Source organism: Stenotrophomonas sp. AB1(2024) (assembly GCF_037482345.1).
GTDB lineage: Bacteria > Pseudomonadota > Gammaproteobacteria > Xanthomonadales > Xanthomonadaceae > Stenotrophomonas.
Map to the genome: position 1 here is coordinate 3,474,293 of NZ_JBBHKO020000001.1, position 22,393 is coordinate 3,496,685.

16 protein-coding genes are annotated in these 22,393 nt (G+C 64.9%); 13 read left to right on the top strand and 3 right to left on the bottom strand.

The window, feature by feature from the left end; translation table 11 throughout:
- Positions 1 to 271 precede the first annotated feature (271 nt).
- The 5 genes from WIX41_RS15625 (at position 272) to WIX41_RS15645 (ending at position 8,510) form a co-directional block, all read left to right on the top strand.
- Positions 272 to 1,420, top strand: a complete 1,149-nt coding sequence (locus WIX41_RS15625) for a pyridoxal phosphate-dependent aminotransferase (RefSeq protein WP_339449026.1) — start codon at positions 272 to 274, stop codon at positions 1,418 to 1,420.
- On the top strand, positions 1,420 to 2,250 hold the full coding sequence (locus WIX41_RS15630; RefSeq protein WP_339449028.1) for an amidohydrolase: 831 nt from the start codon (positions 1,420 to 1,422) through the stop codon (positions 2,248 to 2,250). The genes WIX41_RS15625 and WIX41_RS15630 overlap by 1 nt, the downstream gene beginning before the upstream one ends.
- Before the next feature lie 139 nt (positions 2,251 to 2,389).
- The gene (locus tag WIX41_RS15635) at positions 2,390 to 6,514 is read left to right on the top strand and encodes a DUF1592 domain-containing protein (RefSeq protein ID WP_339449030.1); all 4,125 of its coding nucleotides are present in this window, start codon (positions 2,390 to 2,392) and stop codon (positions 6,512 to 6,514) included.
- A 26-nt stretch (positions 6,515 to 6,540) separates the two neighbouring features.
- Entirely contained in the window at positions 6,541 to 7,992 is a 1,452-nt protein-coding gene (locus WIX41_RS15640; protein ID WP_339449032.1) for a DUF1552 domain-containing protein, read from the top strand.
- Positions 7,993 to 8,075: 83 nt separating this feature from the next.
- Positions 8,076 to 8,510: a hypothetical protein gene (locus tag WIX41_RS15645; RefSeq protein WP_339449034.1), complete on the top strand. Its 435-nt coding sequence runs from the start codon at positions 8,076 to 8,078 to the stop codon at positions 8,508 to 8,510.
- Positions 8,511 to 8,587: 77 nt separating this feature from the next.
- On the opposite strand, the gene WIX41_RS15650 is transcribed toward WIX41_RS15645, so the two are convergent.
- The 3 genes from WIX41_RS15650 to WIX41_RS15660 are packed head-to-tail and all read right to left on the bottom strand — an operon-like array spanning position 8,588 to position 12,272.
- Entirely contained in the window at positions 8,588 to 10,321 is a 1,734-nt protein-coding gene (locus WIX41_RS15650; protein WP_339449036.1) for a pseudouridine synthase, read from the bottom strand.
- A complete protein-coding gene (gene scpB, locus WIX41_RS15655) occupies positions 10,314 to 11,351 on the bottom strand; it encodes an SMC-Scp complex subunit ScpB (protein ID WP_339449038.1) in 1,038 nt (345 codons plus the stop codon). Before scpB ends, WIX41_RS15650 begins: the two co-directional genes overlap by 8 nt.
- 15 nt (positions 11,352 to 11,366) lie before the next feature.
- The gene (locus tag WIX41_RS15660; protein ID WP_339449040.1) at positions 11,367 to 12,272 is read right to left on the bottom strand and encodes a segregation and condensation protein A; all 906 of its coding nucleotides are present in this window, start codon (positions 12,270 to 12,272) and stop codon (positions 11,367 to 11,369) included.
- A 353-nt stretch (positions 12,273 to 12,625) separates the two neighbouring features.
- Between WIX41_RS15660 and WIX41_RS15665 the strand changes: the two genes are divergently transcribed.
- The 8 genes from WIX41_RS15665 (at position 12,626) to WIX41_RS15700 (ending at position 22,367) form a co-directional block, all read left to right on the top strand.
- Positions 12,626 to 12,925, top strand: a complete 300-nt coding sequence (locus WIX41_RS15665; RefSeq protein ID WP_339449042.1) for a YciI family protein — start codon at positions 12,626 to 12,628, stop codon at positions 12,923 to 12,925.
- Positions 12,922 to 13,191: a BolA family protein gene (locus WIX41_RS15670; RefSeq protein WP_339449044.1), complete on the top strand. Its 270-nt coding sequence runs from the start codon at positions 12,922 to 12,924 to the stop codon at positions 13,189 to 13,191. The genes WIX41_RS15665 and WIX41_RS15670 overlap by 4 nt, the downstream gene beginning before the upstream one ends.
- 148 nt (positions 13,192 to 13,339) lie before the next feature.
- Positions 13,340 to 14,404 (top strand): LacI family DNA-binding transcriptional regulator, encoded by a 1,065-nt coding sequence (locus WIX41_RS15675; RefSeq protein ID WP_409187419.1) that lies wholly within the window; start codon positions 13,340 to 13,342, stop codon positions 14,402 to 14,404.
- A gap of 93 nt (positions 14,405 to 14,497) precedes the next feature.
- On the top strand, positions 14,498 to 17,557 hold the full coding sequence (locus WIX41_RS15680) for a TonB-dependent receptor (RefSeq protein ID WP_339449048.1): 3,060 nt from the start codon (positions 14,498 to 14,500) through the stop codon (positions 17,555 to 17,557).
- Positions 17,558 to 17,713: 156 nt separating this feature from the next.
- Positions 17,714 to 19,327 carry a glucoamylase family protein gene (locus tag WIX41_RS15685; RefSeq protein WP_339449049.1) on the top strand — a complete coding sequence of 538 codons (1,614 nt, stop codon included), beginning with the start codon at positions 17,714 to 17,716 and terminating at the stop codon, positions 19,325 to 19,327.
- A gap of 42 nt (positions 19,328 to 19,369) precedes the next feature.
- A complete protein-coding gene (locus WIX41_RS15690) occupies positions 19,370 to 20,656 on the top strand; it encodes a sugar ABC transporter substrate-binding protein (protein WP_409187519.1) in 1,287 nt (428 codons plus the stop codon).
- On the top strand, positions 20,653 to 21,534 hold the full coding sequence (locus tag WIX41_RS15695; protein WP_068853081.1) for a carbohydrate ABC transporter permease: 882 nt from the start codon (positions 20,653 to 20,655) through the stop codon (positions 21,532 to 21,534). The genes WIX41_RS15690 and WIX41_RS15695 overlap by 4 nt, the downstream gene beginning before the upstream one ends.
- On the top strand, positions 21,531 to 22,367 hold the full coding sequence (locus tag WIX41_RS15700; RefSeq protein WP_339449054.1) for a carbohydrate ABC transporter permease: 837 nt from the start codon (positions 21,531 to 21,533) through the stop codon (positions 22,365 to 22,367). Before WIX41_RS15695 ends, WIX41_RS15700 begins: the two co-directional genes overlap by 4 nt.
- Positions 22,368 to 22,393: the final 26 nt, after the last annotated feature.

The following is a 22,393-nucleotide window of genomic DNA, read 5'->3' on the forward strand; positions in this document are numbered from 1 at the left end:
GATTGATCCAGATCCCAATGGGCCCGTAACGGTTCGTGCCCCATGGTTGATTGATCCAGATCCCAATGGGCCCGTATGAATTCGTAGCCCCGGCCGTTGGCCGGACACCGCGCGCAGCGCGGCCCAAAACGCGGTTCCGATGATCCGTCCGACGTTTAGACGATCCGAAGCCGGGTTACAGGCGTTCATAACCCCGAAACGAAAGGCAGCCGGCCAACGGCCGGCGCTACCGATCCTTTACACTGCCTTGTCCCTGTCCAATCCCCTGCCGATGAACCCCCAGACCAAGCTGCCCAAGGTGGGCACCACCATTTTCACCGTGATGTCCCAGCTGGCTGCCGAACACGGCGCCGTGAACCTGGGCCAGGGCTTTCCGGACTTTTCCGCACCGCAGCGCCTGCTCGATGAAACCATCAAGGCCATGCAGGGCGGCCTGAACCAATACCCGCCGATGACCGGCGTGGCCCCGCTGCGCCAGGCCATCGCCCAGAAATCGCTGGACCTGTACGGCGCGCAGATCGACCCCGACACCGAAATCACCGTCACCAGCGGCGCCACCGAGGCCATCTTCAACGCCATCCACGCCGTGGTCCGCCCCGGCGAGGAAGTGATCGTCCTCGATCCGGCCTACGACTGCTACGAGCCGGCCATCGACCTGGCCGGCGCGCGCGCCGTGCACGTGCCGCTGGACCCGCACACCTTCCGCGTCGACTGGGACCGGGTGCGCGCGGCGATCACCCCGAAAACCCGCCTGCTGATGGTCAACACGCCCCACAACCCGTCCGGCGCGATGCTTGACGCGGCGGACATGCAGGCGCTGATCGAGGTGCTGCGTGGCACCGGCATCTACCTGATTTCCGACGAGGTGTACGAGCACATCATCTACGACGGCCGGCGCCACGAATCGGCGCTGCGGTACCCGGAACTGCGCGAGCGAACCTTTGTCATCTCCAGCTTCGGCAAGACCTACCACTGCACCGGCTGGAAGATCGGTTACGCGGTAGCCCCGCCGGCGCTGAGCGCGGAATTCCGCAAGGTGCACCAGTACAACACGTTCACCAGTTTCGGCCCGGCGCAGTATGGCTTCGCCGCGATGATCCGCGACGAACCGGAACACCATCTGCAGCTGGGGGCGTTCTACCAGGCCAAGCGCGACCGTTTCCACCAACAGTTGCTGGGCACGCGGCTGGCGCCGCTGCCGGTACCGGGCGGCTACTTCCAGCTGGTGGACTACTCGGCCGTCAGCGACCTGCCGGACCACGAGTTCGTGAAGTGGCTGACCGTGGAAAAGGGCGTAGCCGCCATTCCGCTCTCGCCGTTCTACGAAACGCCGCCGGAAGGCCAGCGCATCGTGCGGCTGTGCTTTGCCAAGAACGACGCGACCATGGATGCGGCGATCGAACGGTTGAGGCTGCTCTGATGAGTGCGACAAACCGCCCTGACCTGCGCGTCACCCTGGTGCAGGGCGATACTCGCTGGCACGACCCGGAAGGCAACCGCAGGCACTACGGCGAGCTGCTGGCACCGCTGGCCGGCCAGACCGACCTGGTGATCCTGCCGGAAACCTTCACCAGTGGATTTTCCAACGACGCCATCTTCCGCGCCGAGGACATGGACGGTCCCACCGTGGCGTGGATGCGCGAACAGGCGGCGGCGCTCGGCGCAGCCATCACCGGCAGCGTGCAGGTGCGGGTGGGCGAGGGTGTATACAACCGGTTGCTGTGGGCCACGCCCGACGGCGGGCTCCGGCATTACGACAAACGGCACCTGTTCCGTTACGGCGATGAACACCTGCGCTATGCGGCCGGCAATGAGCGCCTCACGGTGGACTGGAAGGGCTGGCGGATCAATCCGCTGGTCTGCTACGACCTGCGCTTCCCGGTGTTCTGCCGCAACCGCTTCAACGTGGAGCGCGCCGATGACCTGGACTTCGACCTGCAGATTTTCGTCGCCAACTGGCCCTCGGCGCGTGCCTATCCCTGGCGTGCGCTGCTGCGCGCGCGCGCGATCGAAAACCTGTGCTATGTCGCGGCGGTCAACCGCGTGGGCGTGGACGGCAACGCGCTGCATTACGATGGCGACAGTGCGGTGATCGATTTTCTTGGACAGCCCCAGGTGGAGATCCGCAGCCGCGAGCAGGTGGTGACCACCACGATTTCCGCCGCTGCGTTGGCCGCCCACCGCGCGCGGTTCCCGGCGATGCTGGATGCTGATGCTTTCACCCTGGGCAGGCCCGCAACGCCCGTTTGAAGCCTGCGGATTTCACTTTGTCTTCATTTGGTTGGGTGCAACCTTGCGCCCAATTCCAATGGGCTGTTGTCGTTGGAATCTGAATTCAACGGGGGTCGAATTCAAAATCTGGGGACCTCGGATGAAGGCCAGAATCTGGATGGCGCCGCTGTTGGTGTTCGCGTGCCTGTTGGGTGGTTGCCGCGACGACGATAAACCCGATGTATTCGAGCCCGCCTGCGATGATCCGCAGTGGGCACCGAACAGCGGGTACATCATCGGCAGTACGGTGCAGAACCTGGGACAGCGCTACGAGTGCTACGGACACGCGGGTTGGTGCAACCAGGCCCCATACGAGCCTGATGGGACCAATCCGCACTGGCACGAAACCTGGAGGCATCTGGGTGCCTGCACTACGCCGGACCCAGATCCGGACCCGGACCCGGAAGGCAATCGCATTACCCTGCAGTTGCCCGCCGATATTGAATTCGGCACGGGCCAAGCCACGGGCGAAATCACCGGCAAGCTTCAGTGCGGAACGGACGTCCATCCGATCAAGGGCAACTGGGGGCAAACCGTTGTCATAGAAAATCTGAAGCAGTGCGACTACGTGCTGATCATGGATAGCAACACCGTTGGCGCGCCAATGGATACGGGGCGGATCATTCCGGTAACGGAAGAGGACGGCCAGAACATCCTGTTCAAACCGCGCTACCGCCGGCTGCCCGATCCGGCCCGGTTGAAGGCATTGCCCGGCCTGAAGGTCGAACTGTTTGCGTCCGGGCTGGACCAGCCGCGGCAGATGGCGCTCAACGCCGAGGAAACGGTGCTCTACGTGGGCAGCAGTTCCATTCCGCACTGGGCCGATCAGCCCGTGGGCGAGGGCAATACGGCCAATCGACGCGCCGAGGCGCTGTACGCACTGGAGTTGAACGCGCAGAAGACCCGCGCGACGGCGACGTACGTGATCGCCACCGGGCTGGAAGAGCCGCATGGGGTGGCCTATCGCCGTGGCAGCCTCTACTACTCGACCAGCGGCAGACTGAGCCGGGTGGACGACATCGACGCCAAGTATCGCAGCGGGGTCCTGCAGGGAGAAAAGGTAGCGGATTTTCCGGCGGACGGCCCCGATTTTCCGATGCCGGACGTCCCACCGTGGCGGTGGTATCACCAGAAGCATCCGCTTCGCTTCAATACGATCGATCCTACCGATGAGCATCTGTACACGGCAGTGGGCATTCCCTGCAATGTCTGCGTGACGACCAAGGACCCGCGCTACGGCACCGTCCTGCGGATCGATCCCGCCACCGGGCAGACGGAGGTCCTTGCCAAGGGCGTTCGCAATGCAGTTGGCCTGGACTGGAATCCGTCCACGGAAAACATCTGGTTCGGCGACAACAACCGCGACGGGTTCGATAACGACGATGAACTGAATGTCATCGACACCAGTGCTGCGGCCAAGCACTTCGGTTCGCCCTACGTATTCGGCCACGATACCATCGGCATCACCGACTCGGAGTGGGAACGCCGCGAAGAGCTGGACGCGCTGCGGATTCCGCAGGGCGCCATTCTGAGCGACAAGGCGCCGTCGGAGATCAAACCGCGCGACTACACCCCGCCGGGCTATGCGTTCGGCAGCAACTTCGCGCCGCTGGGGCTGCGTTTCTGGAAAGGGTACCCGCCGCGTGCGGGCAAGGAACACATGCTGGCTGCCGTGCACAGCAAGGGCACCGATGAACGCCCCGGCATGAACATCACCCTGCTGACGCTCGAAGGCGACAAGGTCGAGTCGTCCATTCCGCTGGTCCAAGGGTGGCGGGGCTCCGGGCCGACTACGCCCTCGGGCTGCATGCAGGAGAACGGCTGCCTCGGCAGTCCTGCCGAATTCGTGGAATTGCGCGACGGCTCGTTGCTGGTCTCCGACGATGTGGCAGGCGTCATCTATCGCATCAGCTACTCCAAGGATTCGCTGCCGGAAACGAAGTTGACCCTGACCGCCCCGCCGGCCCCGTCGCCGGACATTGCGCACTTGCCGGTGATCGGGTACCTCACCGGTCCGGATGGGGAGCGGCGCGACTTCAGCCTGGCCTGGGGCGAAAAGCTGATTTTGGACGGCATGCCCAATGGCGATTACAAGGTGGAATGGAAGCCGTTCGATGACTGGGTACCCGAACGACGGGAGATGCATGCAAACCTGGGTGATTGTGCGATCGAAGCGGAGATCGCGGCCACGTATATCGAAAAGCCCGACGTCAATGTTGAGCTCACCCTGCGCGCGCCGGCCAAGCCTGCTGGTGCCCTGGCCGCGACGTGGCAGGTATCGCTGCGCCGGAACAACCAGCCGCCGCAGACCATCGAGGTGCCGTGGGGCGGGGACGTCAAGCAGGCCCTGGAACTCGGTGACTACGAGCTGCAGTACCCGTACACCGAAAAAGCGTATCCCGAGCCGATGCGCGAACGCTTGCAGGTGGACTATGAAACCCAACCGATCACTCGGACCGCCGCCTACAAGGTGGTGGACGACCTGGGCAAGCAGGTGTTGCTGGATGACCCCAACGGATGCGAGGGGTGCCACTCCGAAGCCAGTTGGAAGGATCCGGTCAAGGCGGATCGCTGGTCGGAAGACGTCGACGCGCTGAAGGAAAAGGTCGCCGGCATGACCGGCAACATGATCGCCAATGGGACGCACTGCGACGGTGTCTGCGCCTCAGAAGTGTCGCGTTATCTGATCGATACGGTGTGGAGTGAATACACCGCGCCCGGTATGCAGGCTGGGCCGAGGCAGCTGCGGATGCTGGCGCGAACCGAATATGTGAACGCGGTGCGCGATATCCTGGGCGTGGAGGTGGATCAGGAAGCTCTGCCCGAGAACAAGGCCAATGGCGTGGACTTCATCTATCCGATCGAAGGCATCGCCAGTACGTTCACCGCCGAAGATGTCCGCAAGTACTACGACGTCTCATTGGTGGTGCATGACGCCATCGATGAGCAGCGCGTGGCCAGCCGGTTCGGCAGCAAGGCCGACGAACTGGTTGCAACGCTGGGCCGGGCGATGTTCCGACGTCCCCTTTCCGCCGGCGAAACAACCAGGTACCTGGCGGTCTTCAACCAGGCGGCGGACGGTGGCGTGCGCGGCGTGGCCACGGCCATGCTGGCCTCTCCCAACTTCCTCTATCGCTCGGAGATGGGAGTGAAAGATGATGCGGGCGACTTCTTCACGCTGACGCCGTACGAGCGCGCCACAGCCATGGCCTTCACGATGTTCGGGACGACACCGGACGATAAGCTGCTGGACATGGCGCAGAACGGTGAGCTGGCGACCGAAGAACAGGTGGAGGCCGTCGCCGAGGGCATGCTGTCCGACCCCCGCGCCGCCCAGCAGCTTACAGAGTTCATTTCGTTCTATGTAGGCCTGCGTCCTGGCATTTCGATATCGCCGCGGCCAGAGCTTCCACTCGATCGGATTTCGGCGATGCGTGATGAGTTCAGGATGACGCTGGAAGAAAACTTCCGCGCCGGCTCCGGCACGGTGCGCGAAGCCTTCAATCCGGGGTACACCTTCCTCAACGCGGACCTGGCCAGCCATTACGGCATTGGCGAGGTGAGCGGTACCGCGCCGAAGAAGGTAGTGCTCTCGGCAGAAGACGCGCACTGGCGGGGGGGCGTACTGAGCAGCATGTTCGCGGCCAAGTATGCCAATGACCATTCCACGTCGCTGGTCATGCGTGGTTTTACCATCCGGCAGAACCTGTTCTGCCAGACCTTCGCTTCCAACGCACTGCGCCCGGAGCCGGAGGGGTATCCGGACCGTCCTATCGGCGAACGTGAAAAATGGATGATCCATACCGGTCCAGACGCGTCGAACGGGACATGCTGGGGTTGCCATAAGTTCTTCAACGACACCGGGGCGTCCATGGAAAACTATGACCAGACCGCGAAGCTGCGCCAGACCGAGCTGGCGATCAACCAGGGGTACACCGACCAGCATGTTCCGATCGATGCGTCCGGGCCGTTCATCGACAACGCAGGTGGCAACTGGATCGACCATATTGATGATGTCCGGGGCATCGCCGAGCATGTACCGGAGAACAAGGAGGCCATGCGGTGCCTGGCCAGCGGATTCTATCGGTATGCGATGGGCGCGCGGCCGGACAAGAGCAGCATGAAAACCGTGTCGAGGGCGCGCGACAAGCTGTTGGAGGACGGAGACGTGCGCAAGTTGGCGGTCAGCATGATGACCGCTGAAACCATGGGTCGTCGCGTGGACCAGGAGGACGCCAAATGAGCATTTCAGTTTCCCGCCGCAGGTTGTTGCTGGGCCTTGCTGCCGCTGGCGGGGTGGGAGCCCTGGGTGCAGGGGCCTACTTCCTCAATCGGAACTCCCTGGCCCGCTGGGCCGTGGACGGTCGCGAGTTCGGCGGCGCGCAGCAGGGTAGCAAGCCCAAAGTGGTCTTCGTGGTGCTCGCCGACGGCATGGGCACCCTGAACATGGGGCAGGGTGAACCGAATGGCGCTCCGGCGACCGATCCGGCCGACCGCCAGATCTGGCACCCCTGGGATGGAGAAGAAGGCAAGGACAGTTTCAAATCGCCGGGACTGGATGTCGACGGTCCGTTGCTGCCGATGTTGAGCGCTGTGCTGGAACCGTACCGTTCCCGGTCCCTGTACATCCGTGGCACCTCGCTTGCAGGCAATTACGAAGGCCACAACGGCTGGACCAGTTGCCTGCGCGACGGCGCCAAGGACCATGCGAGCATCGACCATATCATCGGCCAGAAGCTGCAGGACTATGCGGCCACGCAGAAGGCCGTGTTCTGCGGTCATATCGATGGCAACGACGGCTTCCGGGTGTCCTTCTCCGGCGGCGGCTTACCGGTCCGTGACATGGAGCGCAATCCGCATCGATTGTTCGCGAGCTTGTTCCCCGACCAGGCCGGAAGCAGCAGGAGCGGCGGCAAGCATGTGTTCGATCCGGCGATGGAGGACCTGCGCGAGCTCAAGCAGGGCATGTCCCCGCGCGAACTCCAGAAGCTGGAGTCCCACCTGGATGCGATCGAGCAGGTGCGCAACGACCTCGACAGCGGCCCGGTGGAACCGGCACCGGGCTGCGACCCCACGCTGCCCGAGTTCGATGAATCGTGGCTGGGCGACAACCGCCGCCGGAAGGACATCCTCGCTGCCACCTCCAGTGTGTTGGCGACGGCACTGGCCTGCGGCGCAACTCGCGTGGCCACCTTCCAGGTCGGCGCCAGCTCGGAAAACAATGCCGTCTATTTCGATCCGTATGGCGATGGCAGCGGGCCGGAGTTCACCGACAACGCGCACGAGGCCGCCCACCAGAATCGCGGCAACGGTCCTGATGAGAAACGCATCATGTGGCAGCAGTCGCGGGTCTGGTATGTCAACCGGCTGAAGACGCTGCTTGACGATCTTGCGCGGCACAAGGATCCGGACGTGCCGGAAGACTCGCTGCTTGACCACACCCTGGTAGTGGTGACCAGTGAGCTGGCCGACGGCCGGCCCGAGACCAGCATGGACCTGCCGATGGTGATGATAGGTGGAACCAAGTCGCATGGGCTGAATGTCGGCAGCGGCAATAATGGCCGCTTCATCCATATCGGCGATCAGGGCGACCGGACCGATTACGTCGGCAAGCACGTGAGCATGGAGCGGATCTGGGCGACGGTGGCGCAGTCGATGGGCTTGGATTCAGGGTACGGCCTCAGCACCCCTGTCGCGGGCATCTTCAAGGGCATCGGCTGAACGGGTACTCCAGGGGGCGGTGGGTAACGATGTCCGATCTGCTAGATTCGGCGTCGTTACCTCACCGGCATGAGTACACCGCAATGAACAAGCGTTTCCTGGCATTCATCGCACTGGCCGGCCTGGGCGCGGTTCCCGCCGCGCAGGCCGCCGGCAACATCGACTGCGAACTTCACTACAACCTGGCCGGCTGGTCGGTGATCTACAAGACCGCATCCGGCACGGGCACCATCACCTGCGACAACGGCGCCCGCATTCCGGTCAAGATCAGCGTCAAGGGCGGTGGCCTTACCGTGGGCAAGTCGAAAATCACCGACGGCAAAGGCAGATTCTCCGGCGCGTATTCGCTCAACGACCTGATCGGCTCCTACGCGTCGGTGGAGGCCCATGCCGGCGCCGACAAGTCGAGCAGCGCGCAGGTGTTGACCAAGGGCGACGTCTCGCTGGCCCTGGCGGGCACCGGCAAAGGCTGGGACCTTGGCGTGGCCGGCAGCCGGTTCACGATCGAGCGCCGCTGAATATTGCGCGGGCCGGCCAACGGCCGGCGCTACCGGCGGTGAAAGAAAACCCGGTCATTGACCGGGTTTTCTTTCAATCAACCGCCGCGCGGGCCGCCACCACGGTGGCCGCCACCCGGGCCGCGGTTGCCGCCCGGGCGTGCACCGCCGGGACGACCGCCCGGGCCACGTGCGCCCGGACCGCCCGGACCACGGTTGCCGCCGGGGCCACCCGGGCCACGGTTGCCACCCGGGCCGCCGGGACCACGGTTGCCCGCCGGCCGGCCGCTGGCCGGGCGGCTGTTGCCATACGGGCTGGCGCCCGGATTGGCATGGTCGGACGGGAAGCTCGGGGCATTGCCCGGGTGACCGTAGGGGTGGCGCTGTGCGCCCTGGCCGCTGCGGTTGCCCGCACCGGCGCCGGCCGGACGGCCCTGGCCGGCGTAGCCGCCACGGCTTTCGCCGCGACCTTCGCCACCGAAACCGCCACGACCCTGCTCACCATAGCCGCCGCGGCCCTGGCCGCCTGCGCCGCCCGGACCCTTCGGCTTGCCGTAGGGACGGCCCTGGCCACCGGCGCCTGCGCCGGCACCCGGACCACGCGCACCGGGACCACGGGCTGCGCCCGGACCCGCATTGCGGTGGTTGCTCGGGCCGGTGCTCACGCCATCGGGCACGTACCAGCTGCGGAACGCGGCCGGATTGCCTTCGGGCAGTGCCCGGTTGCCCTTGTCGGGGCGCTGCTTGAACGGGCGCTGCGACTGTTTGGCCGCCGCTTCACCGGTGACGGTCAGGCCACCCTTGAACCCGCCGCCCTTGCCGCCACGACCGCGGCCGCGCTCTTCGCGCACGTTGTCGAAACGACGCAGCTCGCGGCCTTCATCGGCCTGGTTGTGGCCGTTGACGTAAGCGTTGCCACGGCCACCTTCGCGCGACACGCGCACCGTGGTCTTGGCGGCGCGGCGCTGGCCGATCACCGGCTGCAGGGTCAGCGCCGAAGGGGCGCCTTCTTCCAGCTTCAGTTCGGCGCGCAGCGCTTCCACCTGCTTGGCCGGCAGTTCCACCGACTGGCCGCGCAGCAGTTCGCGCGGCAGGGAGACCTTGCCGTAGCGGGTGCGCTTGAGGCGGCTGACCTGGCAACCCTGCGATTCCCACAGGCGGCGCACTTCGCGGTTGCGGCCTTCCTTGACGACCACGCGGAACCAGTCGTGCGAATCGGTGCCGCCGATGCGTTCGATCTCGTCGAACTTGGCCGGGCCGTCTTCCAGCGCCACGCCACGGGTGAGGCGGTCGACGATGGTGTCGGGCACCTTCTCTTCGCCTTCCGGTGCGCGCACGCGCACGACGTATTCGCGCTCGACCTCGTAGGAGGGGTGCATCATCGCATTGGCCAGCTCACCGTCGGTGGTCGCCAGCAGCAGGCCGGTGGTGTTGATGTCCAGGCGGCCGATGGCGATCCAGCGCGCACCCTTCAGGGCCGGCAGCGCTTCGAACACGGTCGGGCGGCCTTCGGGATCTTCGCGGGTGGTTACTTCGCCTTCGGGCTTGTTGTAGGCCAGCACGCGCGAGGTTTCGGTCAGCGCGGTGGCGACAAAGCCACGGCCGTCCAGTTCAACCTTGTCGCCGCTCTTGATCGACTGGCCGGTCTGGGCGACTTCGCCGTTGACCTTGACCAGACCGTCGGCGATGCGCTGTTCCAGCGCGCGGCGCGAACCGAGGCCGGCCTGGGCCAGCACCTTGTGCAGGCGCTCTTCGAGCTTGGGCTGGTCGGTTTCGTTTTCGCGCTTGAGCGAAAGCTTGTTCAACGACAGCTTGCGGGGGGTGTCACTCATTTACTTGGCTCCGGCCGGCGACGGTTTCGTCGGCCTCTGGTTCGGGATCGGCTTCGTCAACAGCCACGGTCGTCTTCGCGACGGCGTTGTTTTCGGTTTCGTTCTGGTACGCCGCGCGTGTTCCCGGCGCGGTATCGGGGTCGCCATCGCTGGCGGTCGTATCCGCGTCGTCGTCGGGGAGCGACGGCGACGCATGGGATGGGGTGTCGCTATTGTCTGACCCAGCGTCCTGTTCTGCCAGTCGGGCCGCCATGAGGGCGGCGCGGGCGGCGGAGCGGGCAGTGGCCGGGTCGGGGTCGGGTTCCGCTTCCGGTTCGGTGCCCTGGTCGTTCAGCCAGGCAGGGCCTGGCTCTACGTTGTCGATATCGCCAATGTCCTTCGTGTCACCGTCGCCATCGTTGGCGGCGTCGCTTTCCTGTTCGGCTTCCGGGCTCGCCACACCTGCGGCGAGCCGGCCGGCCAGTTGGCCGTCGTTGTCCAGCGGCAGCTGCGGTTCCAGTTCGCCCAGGTCGCGCAGCTCGGACAGCGGCGGCAGTTCGTCCAGGCGCTTGAGCCCGAAGTAATCCAGGAAGCCCTTGGTGGTGCCGAACAGCGCCGGTTTGCCGGGCACGTCGCGGTGGCCGATCACGCGGATCCATTCGCGCTCTTCCAGGGCCTGGATGATGTTGCTGCTGACCGCCACGCCACGGACCTGTTCGATCTCGCCGCGGGTGATCGGCTGGCGGTAGGCGATCAGCGCCAGCGTTTCCAGGGTGGCACGGGTGTAGCGGGTCTTGCGCTCGGTCCACAGCCGGGTGATGAAGCCGTGGACTTCGTTGGTGATCTGGAAGCGGAAGCCGGAGGCGACCTCGACCAGCTCCACGCCGCGCCCGGCGCAGCCTTCGCGCAGCAGTTCCAGCGCGCGTTCGATGCTGCCCGGCGGCGCCGGCTCCTCTTCCGGGAACAGGCCCTGCAGCTGGGCCAGGGTCAGCGGCTGGCTGGAGGCCAGCAGCGCCCCTTCGACAATACGGTTGATCAGCGGTTGATCCATACGTGGGGCGGGTGCTCAGTCGGAGTCGTTGGCGGCGTCGTTGTCGTCGAACTCGCTGTTGAACTGCAGCGGTTCGTTGGTGTTGCCGGCGGCCAGGGATTTGACATAGATCGGCGCCAGCGGAGCTTCCTGGACGATGTCCAGCAGCTGTTCCTTGGCCAGTTCGAGCAGGGCCAGGAAGGTGACCAGCACCCCCAGCTTGCCTTCTTCGGCGGTGAACAGCGTTTCAAACCGGTAGAACCTGCCGTCTTCCAGACGACCCAGCACGTCGCCCATGCGCTGGCGGACGCTCAGGGCTTCGCGCTTGATCGCGTGCCCGGTGAACAGCTCGGCGCGCTTGAGCACGTCGTGCAGCGCCATCAGCATTTCCTTCAGGTCCACCGGCGGCGGCAGCTTGATCGCCGCGCGGTCGGGCACGAAGGCATGGGCCAGGCTGGTATCGCGGTCCTGGCGGGGCAGGGCGTCGATATCTTCGGCGGCCTGCTTGAAACGTTCGTACTCCTGCAGCCGGCGCACCAGTTCCGCGCGCGGGTCGGCTTCCTCGCCCTCGATGCTGGGCGGCCGCGGCAGCAGCATCCGCGACTTCACTTCGGCCAGGATCGCCGCCATCACCAGGTACTCGGCCGCCAGTTCGAAGCGCAGCTCCTGCATGACGTTGATGTACTCGACGTATTGGCGGGTGATCTCGGCCACCGGGATATCCAGGATATCCAGGTTCTGCCGGCGGATCAGGTACAGCAGCAGGTCCAGGGGGCCTTCGAAGGCATCCAGGATGACTTCCAGTGCATCCGGCGGGATGTACAGGTCCTGCGGAATCTGCAGGACCGGTTGACCATGCACCACGGCCAGCGGCATTTCCTGCTGCTGAGGGGCGGTCGGCCGGATTTGCGGGTTCGCGTCGAGCGCGAGTTCAGAGGTCATCAAAATTGACGTCGGTATTGCAACGGACCAGTTTGCTGCGCCGGAACCGCACCGGAAACGCCCGGACGGCAGGATCGCAAGCCATGACACGCCTGTGCCGGCGTGGTGCCACATTTCAAACAGCAGCAGCTCGCGCTGCCGATAGGTATCGACCGTGGGTCGATACAGGGAGCAGCGACAGAACTACGGGAGGTCGTCTACGTGTGCTGGTGTGGGGCAGTGGGCCCTGTAGCGACAGGGTTGCTGCATCCAGCCACGTGCAATGTGGACAAGAGTACGGCTTCACAACGGCAGTGTCCAGCGAGGCGGGCTAGAATCGCGACGTTTGTTTAGCTGAACCCCAGGAGTTGCCCGTGTGGTATGTGATTGAAGGCTATGACGGCACCGATGTGCTGGCCGCCCGCCTGTCGGCCCGGCCGGCCCATCTGGCCCGTCTGCAGGCCCTGTGCGATCAAGGGCGGCTGCTGCTGGCCGGCCCGTGCCCGGCCATCGACAGTGAAGACCCCGGCCCGGCCGGCTTCAGCGGCAGCGTGGTGATTGCCGCGTTTGATTCGCTCGCCGATGCCCAGGACTGGGCGGCGGCCGATCCCTATGTGGACGCCGGCGTCTATGTGCGCACCGAGGTCCGCCCGTTCCGGAAGGTCCTGCCATGAACCGGGTCGAGCGCATCCGTGCGGCCCTGCAGGCCGCCTTCGACCCGGAACGGCTGGAGGTGGAGGACGACAGCCACCGCCACGCCGGCCACGAAGGCGCGCGCGATGGGCGAGGGCACTTCAATGTCCACGTGGTGAGCGCCGCCTTCGAAGGCAAGCTGCCGCTGGCGCGCCACCGCGCCGTCTACCAGGCCTTGGGCACGATGATGGAGACCGATATCCACGCTTTGTCCATCCGTGCCGAAGCGCCGTCAAGAAAGGGCTGAAACCCTTGTCCCGCCTTGTCCCGGTGAGTCCCGGGGCACGCTCTCCAAGACATCCCGAGGTTACCGCCGTGCGACATTTGCCTAACGTAGTGTTTACATCCGGGATTGAAAACGCTTACATTTCGCGCCAAGCCCAGATCTCTAAGCCGTGGAGGGCGGCGAAGTGAACAAGGCAGCCATCACAATCAAGGATGTCGCCCGCGAAGCCCGCGTCTCTGTGGCAACGGTGTCGCGCGCGCTCAATGGCCATGAAAACGTCGCCGAACCGGTGCGCAAGCTGGTGCTGGAGGTGGCCGCGCGCCTGCGCTACACCCCGCATGCGGCGGCCCGCAGCCTGAGCAGCCGGCGCACCAACACCATCGGTGTGGTGCTTCCCGACCTGTATGGCGAATTCTTCTCCGAGCTGATGCGCGGCATCGACGGGGTGGCGCGCGCGCGCCGCCAGCACCTGCTGGTGTCCAGCTACCACGGCGACCAGGAGCAGCAGGGGGCGGCCCTGCGTGCCATGCGCGGCCGGGTGGATGGGCTGCTGGTGCTGTCCCCGTATGCCGAAAGCCCGGGGTTCCTCACCGACAACCTGCCGCAGTCGCTGCCCACGGTGTTGATCAATACGTATCTGCCCGAGCAGGACCACCCGGTGCTGAGCATCGATGACCATGCCGGTGCGATGGCGATGACCGCACACCTGCTCGAGGTTGGCCACCGCCGCATCGCCTTCATCGGCGGCCCCGAGCTGAACTTCGATGCACGCGAACGCCTGCGTGGTTTCCGCGATGCGCTGGCCGCGTTCGGCAGTGCCGCCGAAGGCATCGAGTTGCCCGGCGACTTCGACGAAGCGTCCGGCCACCGCGCCGGGCGGGAGCTGCTGGCCGCCGGTGCATTGCCCGATGCGGTGTTCGCGGCCAACGACATGATGGCGCTCGGTTGCCTGTATGCGTTTGCGCAGGCCGGCGTGCGCGTGCCGGCCGATGTGGCGCTGGCAGGTTTCGATGACATCCCCCTGGCGCGTTTCGTTCACCCCTCGTTGACGACGATGCAGGTGAGTATCGCCGAGCTTGGCGATAAGGCGGCGACGCGTCTGTTGCAGTTGATGGATGGCAACAACACGGAAACGGCCGGTGACAAGCAGACACTTGTACCGCGCCTGATCGTGCGTGATTCAAGCGTTCCGACCGAAGGTCGGAACGCGGTAGGTCACGACCGTTGGTCGTGACACGTTGGACCGCTGAACGCTGTATCGGTAATTCACGCAATCCAAAAAAAGACAGGTGGCCGCAATGACGGCCTCCACCACCCGGAGATTCACATGACGTATTCCAATCACCGCACCCGCATGCCGGCTCGCCGCCTGCTGACGAGCGCACTGGTCAGCTGCCTGTTGCTGGGCGCTGCACCGACCCTGATGGCGCAGTCGGCCACCTCCTCGCTGCGTGGCCAGGTTGCCCAGGCCGAGGCCGGCACCGAAGTGACCGCCACCAACGTGGCCAGCGGCACCGTGCGCCGCGCCAGCACCCGCGCCGACGGCAGCTACTCGCTGATGGGCCTGGACCCGGGCACCTATGACGTGGTGGCCAACGGCCAGACCCAGAAGGTGACGGTGACCGTGGCCTCGACGGCGACACTGAACTTCAGCGGCGCCCCGGCCAATGGCAGTACGGCCAATGCCACCAACCTCGACACCGTCAACGTGATCGCGCCGACCCTGCTGCAGGAAGTGCGTACCTCTGAAGTGGGCAAGACGGTGAGCCTGCAGCAGATCCAGACCACCCCGCAGGTGTCGCGCAACTTCCTGGAGTTCGCCGACGCGGTGCCGGGCATGATCTTCACCCGCGATGCCAAGGGCAACACCTCGTTGCGCGGCGGTGCCACCAATGCCGATGGCACCAACGTCTACATCGACGGCGTGGGCCAGAAGAGCTACGTCAAGGGCGGCGGCGTGGCCGGCCAGTCCGGCAGCGCCGGCAACCCGTTCCCGCAGCTGGCGATCGGCGAATACAAGGTCATCAGCGGCAACTACAAGGCCGAGTACGGGCAGGTGTCCAGCGCTGCGGTGACCGCAGCGACCAAGTCCGGTACCAATGAATTCAAGGGTGAAGTGTTCTACCGCTACACCGACGAAGACATGCGCGCCATGACCCCGGCCGAACGCCAGGACGGCAAGAGCAAGGAAGTCTCGGCCGAGAAGGAATACGGCTTCGCCCTGGGCGGCCCGATCGTGCAGGACAAGGCACACTTCTTCGTAACCTACGAAGCCAAGCGCTTCGACCTGCCGGTGACCATCGCCCCGGAAGGTTCGGTGACCGACCGCGTCGGCCTGCTGCCGGCCGATGCGGCCGCCCAGCTCGGCCCGGCCAGCCAGCCCTTCCAGCAGGACCTGATCTTCGCCAAGATCGACGTGGAGGTGACCGACAACGATCGCCTCGAGCTGACCTTCCAGGACCGCGACGAAACCCAGCAGATGTTCAGTGGGCAGACCGCGCCGTCGCACGGCAAGGAAACCGAAAACACCGACCGTCGTTACGCACTGCGCTGGAACCACAGCGGTGAGCGGTTCTACAACGAACTGATGGTCACCCACGAAGATTCGTTCAACAACCCGGTGCCGCTGACCATCGGCAACGGTTACGTCTACACCGCGCCGGACGGTACCGACGACCGCACCCTGGTGCAGATCGGCGGTGCCTCGGCGCTGGATTCGCAGGTGAAGGGCCAGAAGGGCTGGTCGATCGAAGACAACCTGACCCTGGACGGCATCGAGTGGGCTGGCGACCACACCATCAAGATGGGCGCCAAGTACAAGGAAATCGACCTGTACGCCTCCGACGCGCAGGAGATCAACCCGCAGTTCACCTACACCCTGGGCGACGCGGACTTCCCGTCCGACATTCCGTACAAGGCGCAGTTCGTGAAGCCGGTTACCGGCGTTTCCGGCGTGACCGGCGAAGTGCGTTCGAAGGTCAAGCAGATCGGTCTGTTCATCCAGGACGACTGGCAGGTCAACGACCACCTGCAGTTGAACCTGGGCCTGCGCTGGGACTACGAAAAGAACCCGAGCTACCTGGACTTCGTGACCCCGCCGGAAGTGGTGGCGGCGATCTACAGCCAGGATCCGCGCGCGGCCGCTGGCCAGACCTACGCCGACTCGCTGGCAGCGAGCGGGTTGAACATCAACGACTACATCAGCAATGGCCACAACCGCAAGGCATTCAAGAATGCCTGGCAGCCGCGCGTGGGCTTCTCGTATGACCTCAACGCCGACGAGCAGCATGTGATCCACGGTGGTGCCGGCCGTTCCTACGACCGCGACCTGTTCGACTACCTGCAGCTGGAAACCACCAAGCTGGCCCTGCCGCAGCCGACCATCTACTTCCGCAACCCGGGCACCGGCGCCTGCCTCAACGGCCAGGCCGCCTGCTATGACTGGGATCCGAACCTGCTCAACGGCATCGGCAACCTGCAGGCCCTGGTGGGTTCCACCAGCAATGCCGGCCTGGAAGTGGACCTGCTCAACAACAACCTGAAGGCGCCGTACGCCGACCAGTTCAGCCTGGGCATGTCCAACCAGATCGGCGACTGGCTGACCGACGCCACCGTCGCACGTACGCTGACCTATGACGGCTTCGCCTTCACCCTGGGCAACCGTTACCCGACCGGCCAGTTCTTCGATGACCCGCGCCTGTGCGGTGGCACCGAGCCCGGCCTGAGCCAGGCCTGGAGCTGCAACATCCCCGGCTTCGGCAGCCTGATCATCGGCCAGCAGGGCATCAAGACCCGTGCCACGCAGGTGCTGCTGTCGGCGCAGAAGCCGTTCACCAAGGAAAGCGGCTGGGGCACCTCCATCGCCTACACCTGGACCACCGCGCGCCACAACCGCGACATCAACGAGCATTACGCATTCGACCGCGGCGTGATCGGCGATTACCCGACCATCCGTTCCAACGGTGCACCGCGCCACCGCATCGTGCTGACCGGTTCGTATGCTGGCTTCTGGGACATCACCTTCGGCGGCAAGATCACCCTGGCCACCCCGACCGCGGTGAACGACTGGTACCCGGTGCAGCAGTCCACCGGCTTCGACCTGCCCACGCCGGGCGCCGCCGTGCCCGATGGCAACGGCCGCTTCCTGCTCGGTGGCAAGATCTGGGGCTACCGTTCGGTGGACCTGCAGGCGACCAAGACGTTCAAGATGCCCGGCGATACCGAGCTGTACGCGCGTATCGACATCATCAACGTGTTCAACTTCGACAACTTCTCCAACTACAACTACACCAAGTCCAACGGCAGGCTGCTGGCCAGCTACAACGAGACCGGCGATATCGTCGGTACCCCGCGCCAGGTGAAGGCAGAAGTGGGCTTCCGCTTCTGATGTAAATGCAGCCGGTCCCCCAGGCCGCGTTGACACGCCATGCGTATCAATGCGGCCTGGGGAGTACCGGTTTTTAAAGGGTTTCAGCTGTAAACGATTTCACTCCACGGCCCGGTATGCTGGCCTGGAATTCGCAGATTCTGGAGGGTTGGCACGATGAAGGTTCCCCGCGTATTGGCACTGGCGGTAATGGCGGCAGCCGTGGTCGGCTGCAAGCCGCAGGCGCAGGAAACGCCGGCCAAACCCAAGCCGCCGGTCATCCTGGTCGAGGCCGACGTACCACCACGCCCGATGAAACCGGAACTGCCGCCGCTGTTCGACGATATCGAACGCCGCACCTTCCAGTTCTTCTGGGACACCACCAATGAACTCAACGGGCTCACCCCGGACCGCTACCCGTCGCGCCCGTTCGCCAGCATCGCCTCGGTGGGCTACGCGCTGACTGCCTATCCGATCGGCGTGGAAAACGGCTGGGTGAGTCGCACCCAGGCGGTGGACCGCACGTTGCTCACGCTGAAGTTCTTCCGCGACATGCCGATGGGCCCGCAGCGCACCGGCAAGGGCGGTTACAAAGGCTTCTACTACCATTTCCTGGACATGCAGCAGGGCCACCGCTATGACAGCTGGGTGGAACTGTCGAGCGTGGATACCGCATTGCTGATGATGGGCGTGCTGTTCGCACAGTCCTATTACACCAGCGATGATCCGCGCGAAAAAGAGATCCGCGCCATTGCCGACGCGTTGTACAAGCGCGTGGACTGGCCGTGGCTGCAGCAACGCGCCCCGCTGATCTCGATGGGCTGGTTCCCCGAGAGCGGCTTCATCGACCATGACTGGATGGGCTACAACGAGGCGATGATGGTCTACATCCTCGCACTCGGTTCGCCCACCCATCCGGTCAGCCCGGATGCGTGGACGGTATGGACGCGCACCTACGACAACGACTGGGGCGTGTTCCAGGGCCAGGAATACCTGGCCTTCGGCCCACTGTTCGGCCACCAGTACACCCACGTCTGGATCGACTTCCGCGACATCCAGGACGCGTACATGCGCGAGCGCGGCAGCACCTACTTCCTCAACAGCCGCTCGGCCGCGCTGGCTCAGCGCGAATACGCCATCGCCAACCCGATGCAGTGGAAGGAATACGGCGAGAATGTGTGGGGCCTGACCGCCAGCGATGGCCCGCAGAACACCACGCAGGAATTCCGTGGCGAGCAGCGCCAGTTCCGCCATTACTCCTCGCGCGGCGCCGGCCTGCGCGAGAACTTCGACGACGGCACCATTGCCCCGACCGCAGCGATCGCCTCGGTGGTGTTCGCGCCCGAGGAAGTGATTCCGGCCACGCTGGAAATGCACAAGCGCTACGGCGACTACCTGTATTCCAGCTACGGCTTCCTGGATTCGTTCAACCCCAGCTTCAACTTCGACATTCCGCTCAAGACCGGGCGCATCGTGCCCGACCGCGGCTGGGTGGCCAGCGATTACATCGGCATCGACCAAGGCCCGATCCTGACGATGATCGCCAACTACCGCAACGATTTCGTGTGGGACACGATGAAGAACAACCCGCACATCCGCCGTGGCCTGGAGCGCGCCGGTTTCAGCGGCGGCTGGCTCACCCCGGAAGGCGAAGACCAGCCGATGGCGCTGGAGAAGGACGAGAAGGCCGCTTCGGCCCGTGCGGTCGGCATCGCCGAATCGCGCGCGGCCGCCGCGCAGGAACAGAAGAACAATTCCAATTCGAACCGCAACCAGCCCCAGGGGAAGTAAGCAGTGCCATTGTCGTCGCGCCCCAAGCTGTGGGTGAGTGTTCTGCTGCTGGTTGCTGGCAGCCTGTTGTTGAGTGCCTGCCGGAAGGAAGCGGACGGGGTGACCGTGCGTTTCTGGGCGATGGGCCGCGAGGCCGAAGTGGTCAGCGAGCTGATCCGCGAATTCGAAGCCGAAAACCCCGGCATCCATGTCGATGTGCAGAACATCCCGTGGACGGCCGCGCATGAAAAGCTGCTTACCGCATTCGCCGCCGACGGCCTGCCGGATGTATGCCAGCTGGGCAACACCTGGATTCCCGAGTTCGCCGAACTCAACACGCTGACCCCGCTGGCGCCGTTCGTGGCCCAATCCAGGGTGGTGGACCCGGCCGACTACTTCCAGGGCATCTGGGATACCAACGTCATCAATGGCGAACTGGTCGGCGTGCCGTGGTACGTGGACACGCGCCTGCTGTATTACCGCAAGGACCTGCTGGCCAAGGCCGGCTTCGACCACCCGCCGCGCACCTGGGACGAGTGGAACACCATGATGGCGGCGATCAAGAAGATGCAGGGCCCGGACCGCTATGCGGTGCTGATGCCGATCAACGAGTTCGAGCAGCAGCTGTCCTTCGCCCTGCAGCAGCCGGATCCGCTGCTGCGCGACCACGACACCCGTGGCAATTTCCGCAGCCCCGGCTTCCGCCGCACGCTGGCGTTCTACGAAAACATGTTCGCCCAGGGCTGGGCGCCGCGCATGTCCGAAACCCAGATCTCCAACGTGTGGGATGAGTTCTTCAAGGGCTTCAACGTGTTCTACCTGTCCGGCCCCTGGAACATCCGCGAGTTCAAGAAGCTGCAGCCCAAGGAACTGGAAGGCAAGTGGGGCACGGCTGCGCTGCCGGGCCCGGACGGCCCCGGTGCCGGCATCGCCGGTGGCACCAGCCTGGTGATCTTCCGGGGTTCGCAGCAGAAGCAAGCGTCGTGGAAGCTGATCGAGTTCCTGTCGCGCCCGGATATCCAGCAGCGCTTCCATTCCATCATCGGCGACCTGCCGCCCCGGCGCAGCACCTGGGAGCACCCGTCGCTGGCCAACGACCCGCTGGCGCAGCCGTTCCGCGACCAGCTCGAGCGGGTCCGGCCGACCCCGAAGGTGCTGGAGTGGGAACGGATCGTGCAGGAAATGCGCATCGTCACCGAACAGGTGGTGCGCGGTGGGCTGGATCAGGATGTAGCCGTGAATCGACTGGATGACCGCGTGGACAAGGTGCTGGCCAAACGCCGCTGGATGCATGAACAGCGGACACAGGCCGAAGGGGCTGCTGCACCGGCAGCGGAGGTGAGCCCGTGAAGCAGCGTTCGCTTGCCGGCTGGATCTTTGCGGGCCCGTCCCTGCTGGTGATCGGGGTGTTCTTCGGCCTGCCGGTGTTTTCCGCGCTGGCGCTGAGCATCACCGATTTCGACCTGTACGCGCTGGCCGACGGCGGCAACCTGCGCTTTGTGGGCCTGGGCAACTATATCGACCTGCTGCAGACCCCGATGTTCTGGAAGTCGCTGTGGAACACCACCTACTTCGTGGTGGTGGGCGTGCCGATGTCCATTGGCGTCTCGCTGGGCGCGGCGATGCTGCTCAATGCGCCGGCCGCGCGCTTCAAGGCATTGTTCCGCACCGCGCTGTTCGCCCCGGTGGTGACCACGCTGGTGGCGGTGGCGGTGATCTGGCGCTACCTGTTCCATACCAGCTACGGGCTGGTGAACTACGGCCTTGGCCATCTGGGGATCAGCCCGATCGACTGGCTGGGCGACCCGAACTGGGCCATGCCCACCATCATGCTGTTCGCGGTGTGGAAGAACTTCGGCTACAACATGGTGATCTTCCTGGCCGGCCTGCAGGCGATCCCGCATGACCTTTACGAGGCCGCGCGCATCGACGGCGCCTCGCGCTGGAAGCAGTTCCTGCACATCACCCTGCCGATGCTCGGCCCGGTGCTGCTGGTGGTGGGCGTGATCACCGTGTCCGGCTACTTCCAGCTGTTCGCCGAACCCTACGTGATGACCCGTGGCGACCCCCTGCAGAGCACCGTGAGCGTGCTGTATTTCATGTTCGAGGAAGGCTTCAAGTGGTGGAACCTGGGGCGTGCGTCGGCCGTGGCGTTCCTGCTGTTCCTGATCATCCTGGCGGTAACCAGCCTGATGCTGCGTTTCGGCCGCAAGAGGCAGTTGGTATGAGTCGTGAGATTGGCCAGTCGCGCTGGCATGCGTGGTGGGTGAACGGCGGGTTGCTGGTGCTGGCCGCGGTCAGCCTGGCGCCGCTGCTGTGGATGCTGTCGGTGTCGTTCATGCCGACCGGCGAAGCGGCGCATTTCCCGCCGCCGCTGCTGCCTTCGTCGGTGACCACCCACAACTACCACGAGCTGTTCGCGCGTACCGGCATGGCCAACAACTTCGTCAACAGCCTGTTCGTGTCGCTGGCGATCACGCTGGGTTCGCTGCTGCTCAACACCATGGCCGGCTATGCGTTCGCCAAGCTGCGCTTCGTCGGCCGCGAGCGCATCTTCCAGGTGCTGCTGGCCGCGCTGGTGATCCCGGCGCAGGTGGCCATGCTGCCGCTGTTCCTGCTGATGAAGCAGCTGGGCCTGGTCAACAGCTTCGGCGGGGTGATCGTGCCGGCGCTGGCCAGCGTGTTCGGCATCTTCCTGGTGCGCCAGTACGCGCGCTCCATTCCCGATGAGCTGCTGGAAGCGGCACGGATCGACGGGGCAGGGGAGCTGCGCATCTTCTTCCAGATCGTGCTGCCGATGCTCAAGCCGGTGCTGGTGACCCTGTCGATATTTACCTTCATGGGCGCGTGGAACGATTTCATGTGGCCGTTGATCGTGCTGACCGACCAGGAGCACTACACTTTGCCGGTTGCCCTGGCCACGCTGTCGCGCGAACACATCATGGACGTGGAAATGATGATGGCCGGCGCGGTGGTCACGGTGGTTCCGGTGCTGGCACTGTTCCTGGTGCTGCAGCGCTATTACATCCAAGGTCTGTTGCTGGGGAGTGTGAAAGGGTGAAGGGTGCCGTTGTCGCGGGGGTTCTG

Coding starts and splice junctions, on each gene's coding strand:
- WIX41_RS15670 (WP_339449044.1), top strand. CDS start 12,922: ATGAACCGGGTCGAGCGCATCCGTGCGGCCCTGCAGGCCGCCTTCGAC.
- WIX41_RS15680 (WP_339449048.1), top strand. CDS start 14,498: ATGACGTATTCCAATCACCGCACCCGCATGCCGGCTCGCCGCCTGCTG.
- WIX41_RS15625 (WP_339449026.1), top strand. CDS start 272: ATGAACCCCCAGACCAAGCTGCCCAAGGTGGGCACCACCATTTTCACC.
- WIX41_RS15700 (WP_339449054.1), top strand. CDS start 21,531: ATGAGTCGTGAGATTGGCCAGTCGCGCTGGCATGCGTGGTGGGTGAAC.
- scpB (WP_339449038.1), bottom strand. CDS start 11,351: ATGGATCAACCGCTGATCAACCGTATTGTCGAAGGGGCGCTGCTGGCC.
- WIX41_RS15660 (WP_339449040.1), bottom strand. CDS start 12,272: ATGACCTCTGAACTCGCGCTCGACGCGAACCCGCAAATCCGGCCGACC.
- WIX41_RS15630 (WP_339449028.1), top strand. CDS start 1,420: ATGAGTGCGACAAACCGCCCTGACCTGCGCGTCACCCTGGTGCAGGGC.
- WIX41_RS15685 (WP_339449049.1), top strand. CDS start 17,714: ATGAAGGTTCCCCGCGTATTGGCACTGGCGGTAATGGCGGCAGCCGTG.
- WIX41_RS15635 (WP_339449030.1), top strand. CDS start 2,390: ATGGCGCCGCTGTTGGTGTTCGCGTGCCTGTTGGGTGGTTGCCGCGAC.
- WIX41_RS15645 (WP_339449034.1), top strand. CDS start 8,076: ATGAACAAGCGTTTCCTGGCATTCATCGCACTGGCCGGCCTGGGCGCG.
- WIX41_RS15650 (WP_339449036.1), bottom strand. CDS start 10,321: ATGAGTGACACCCCCCGCAAGCTGTCGTTGAACAAGCTTTCGCTCAAG.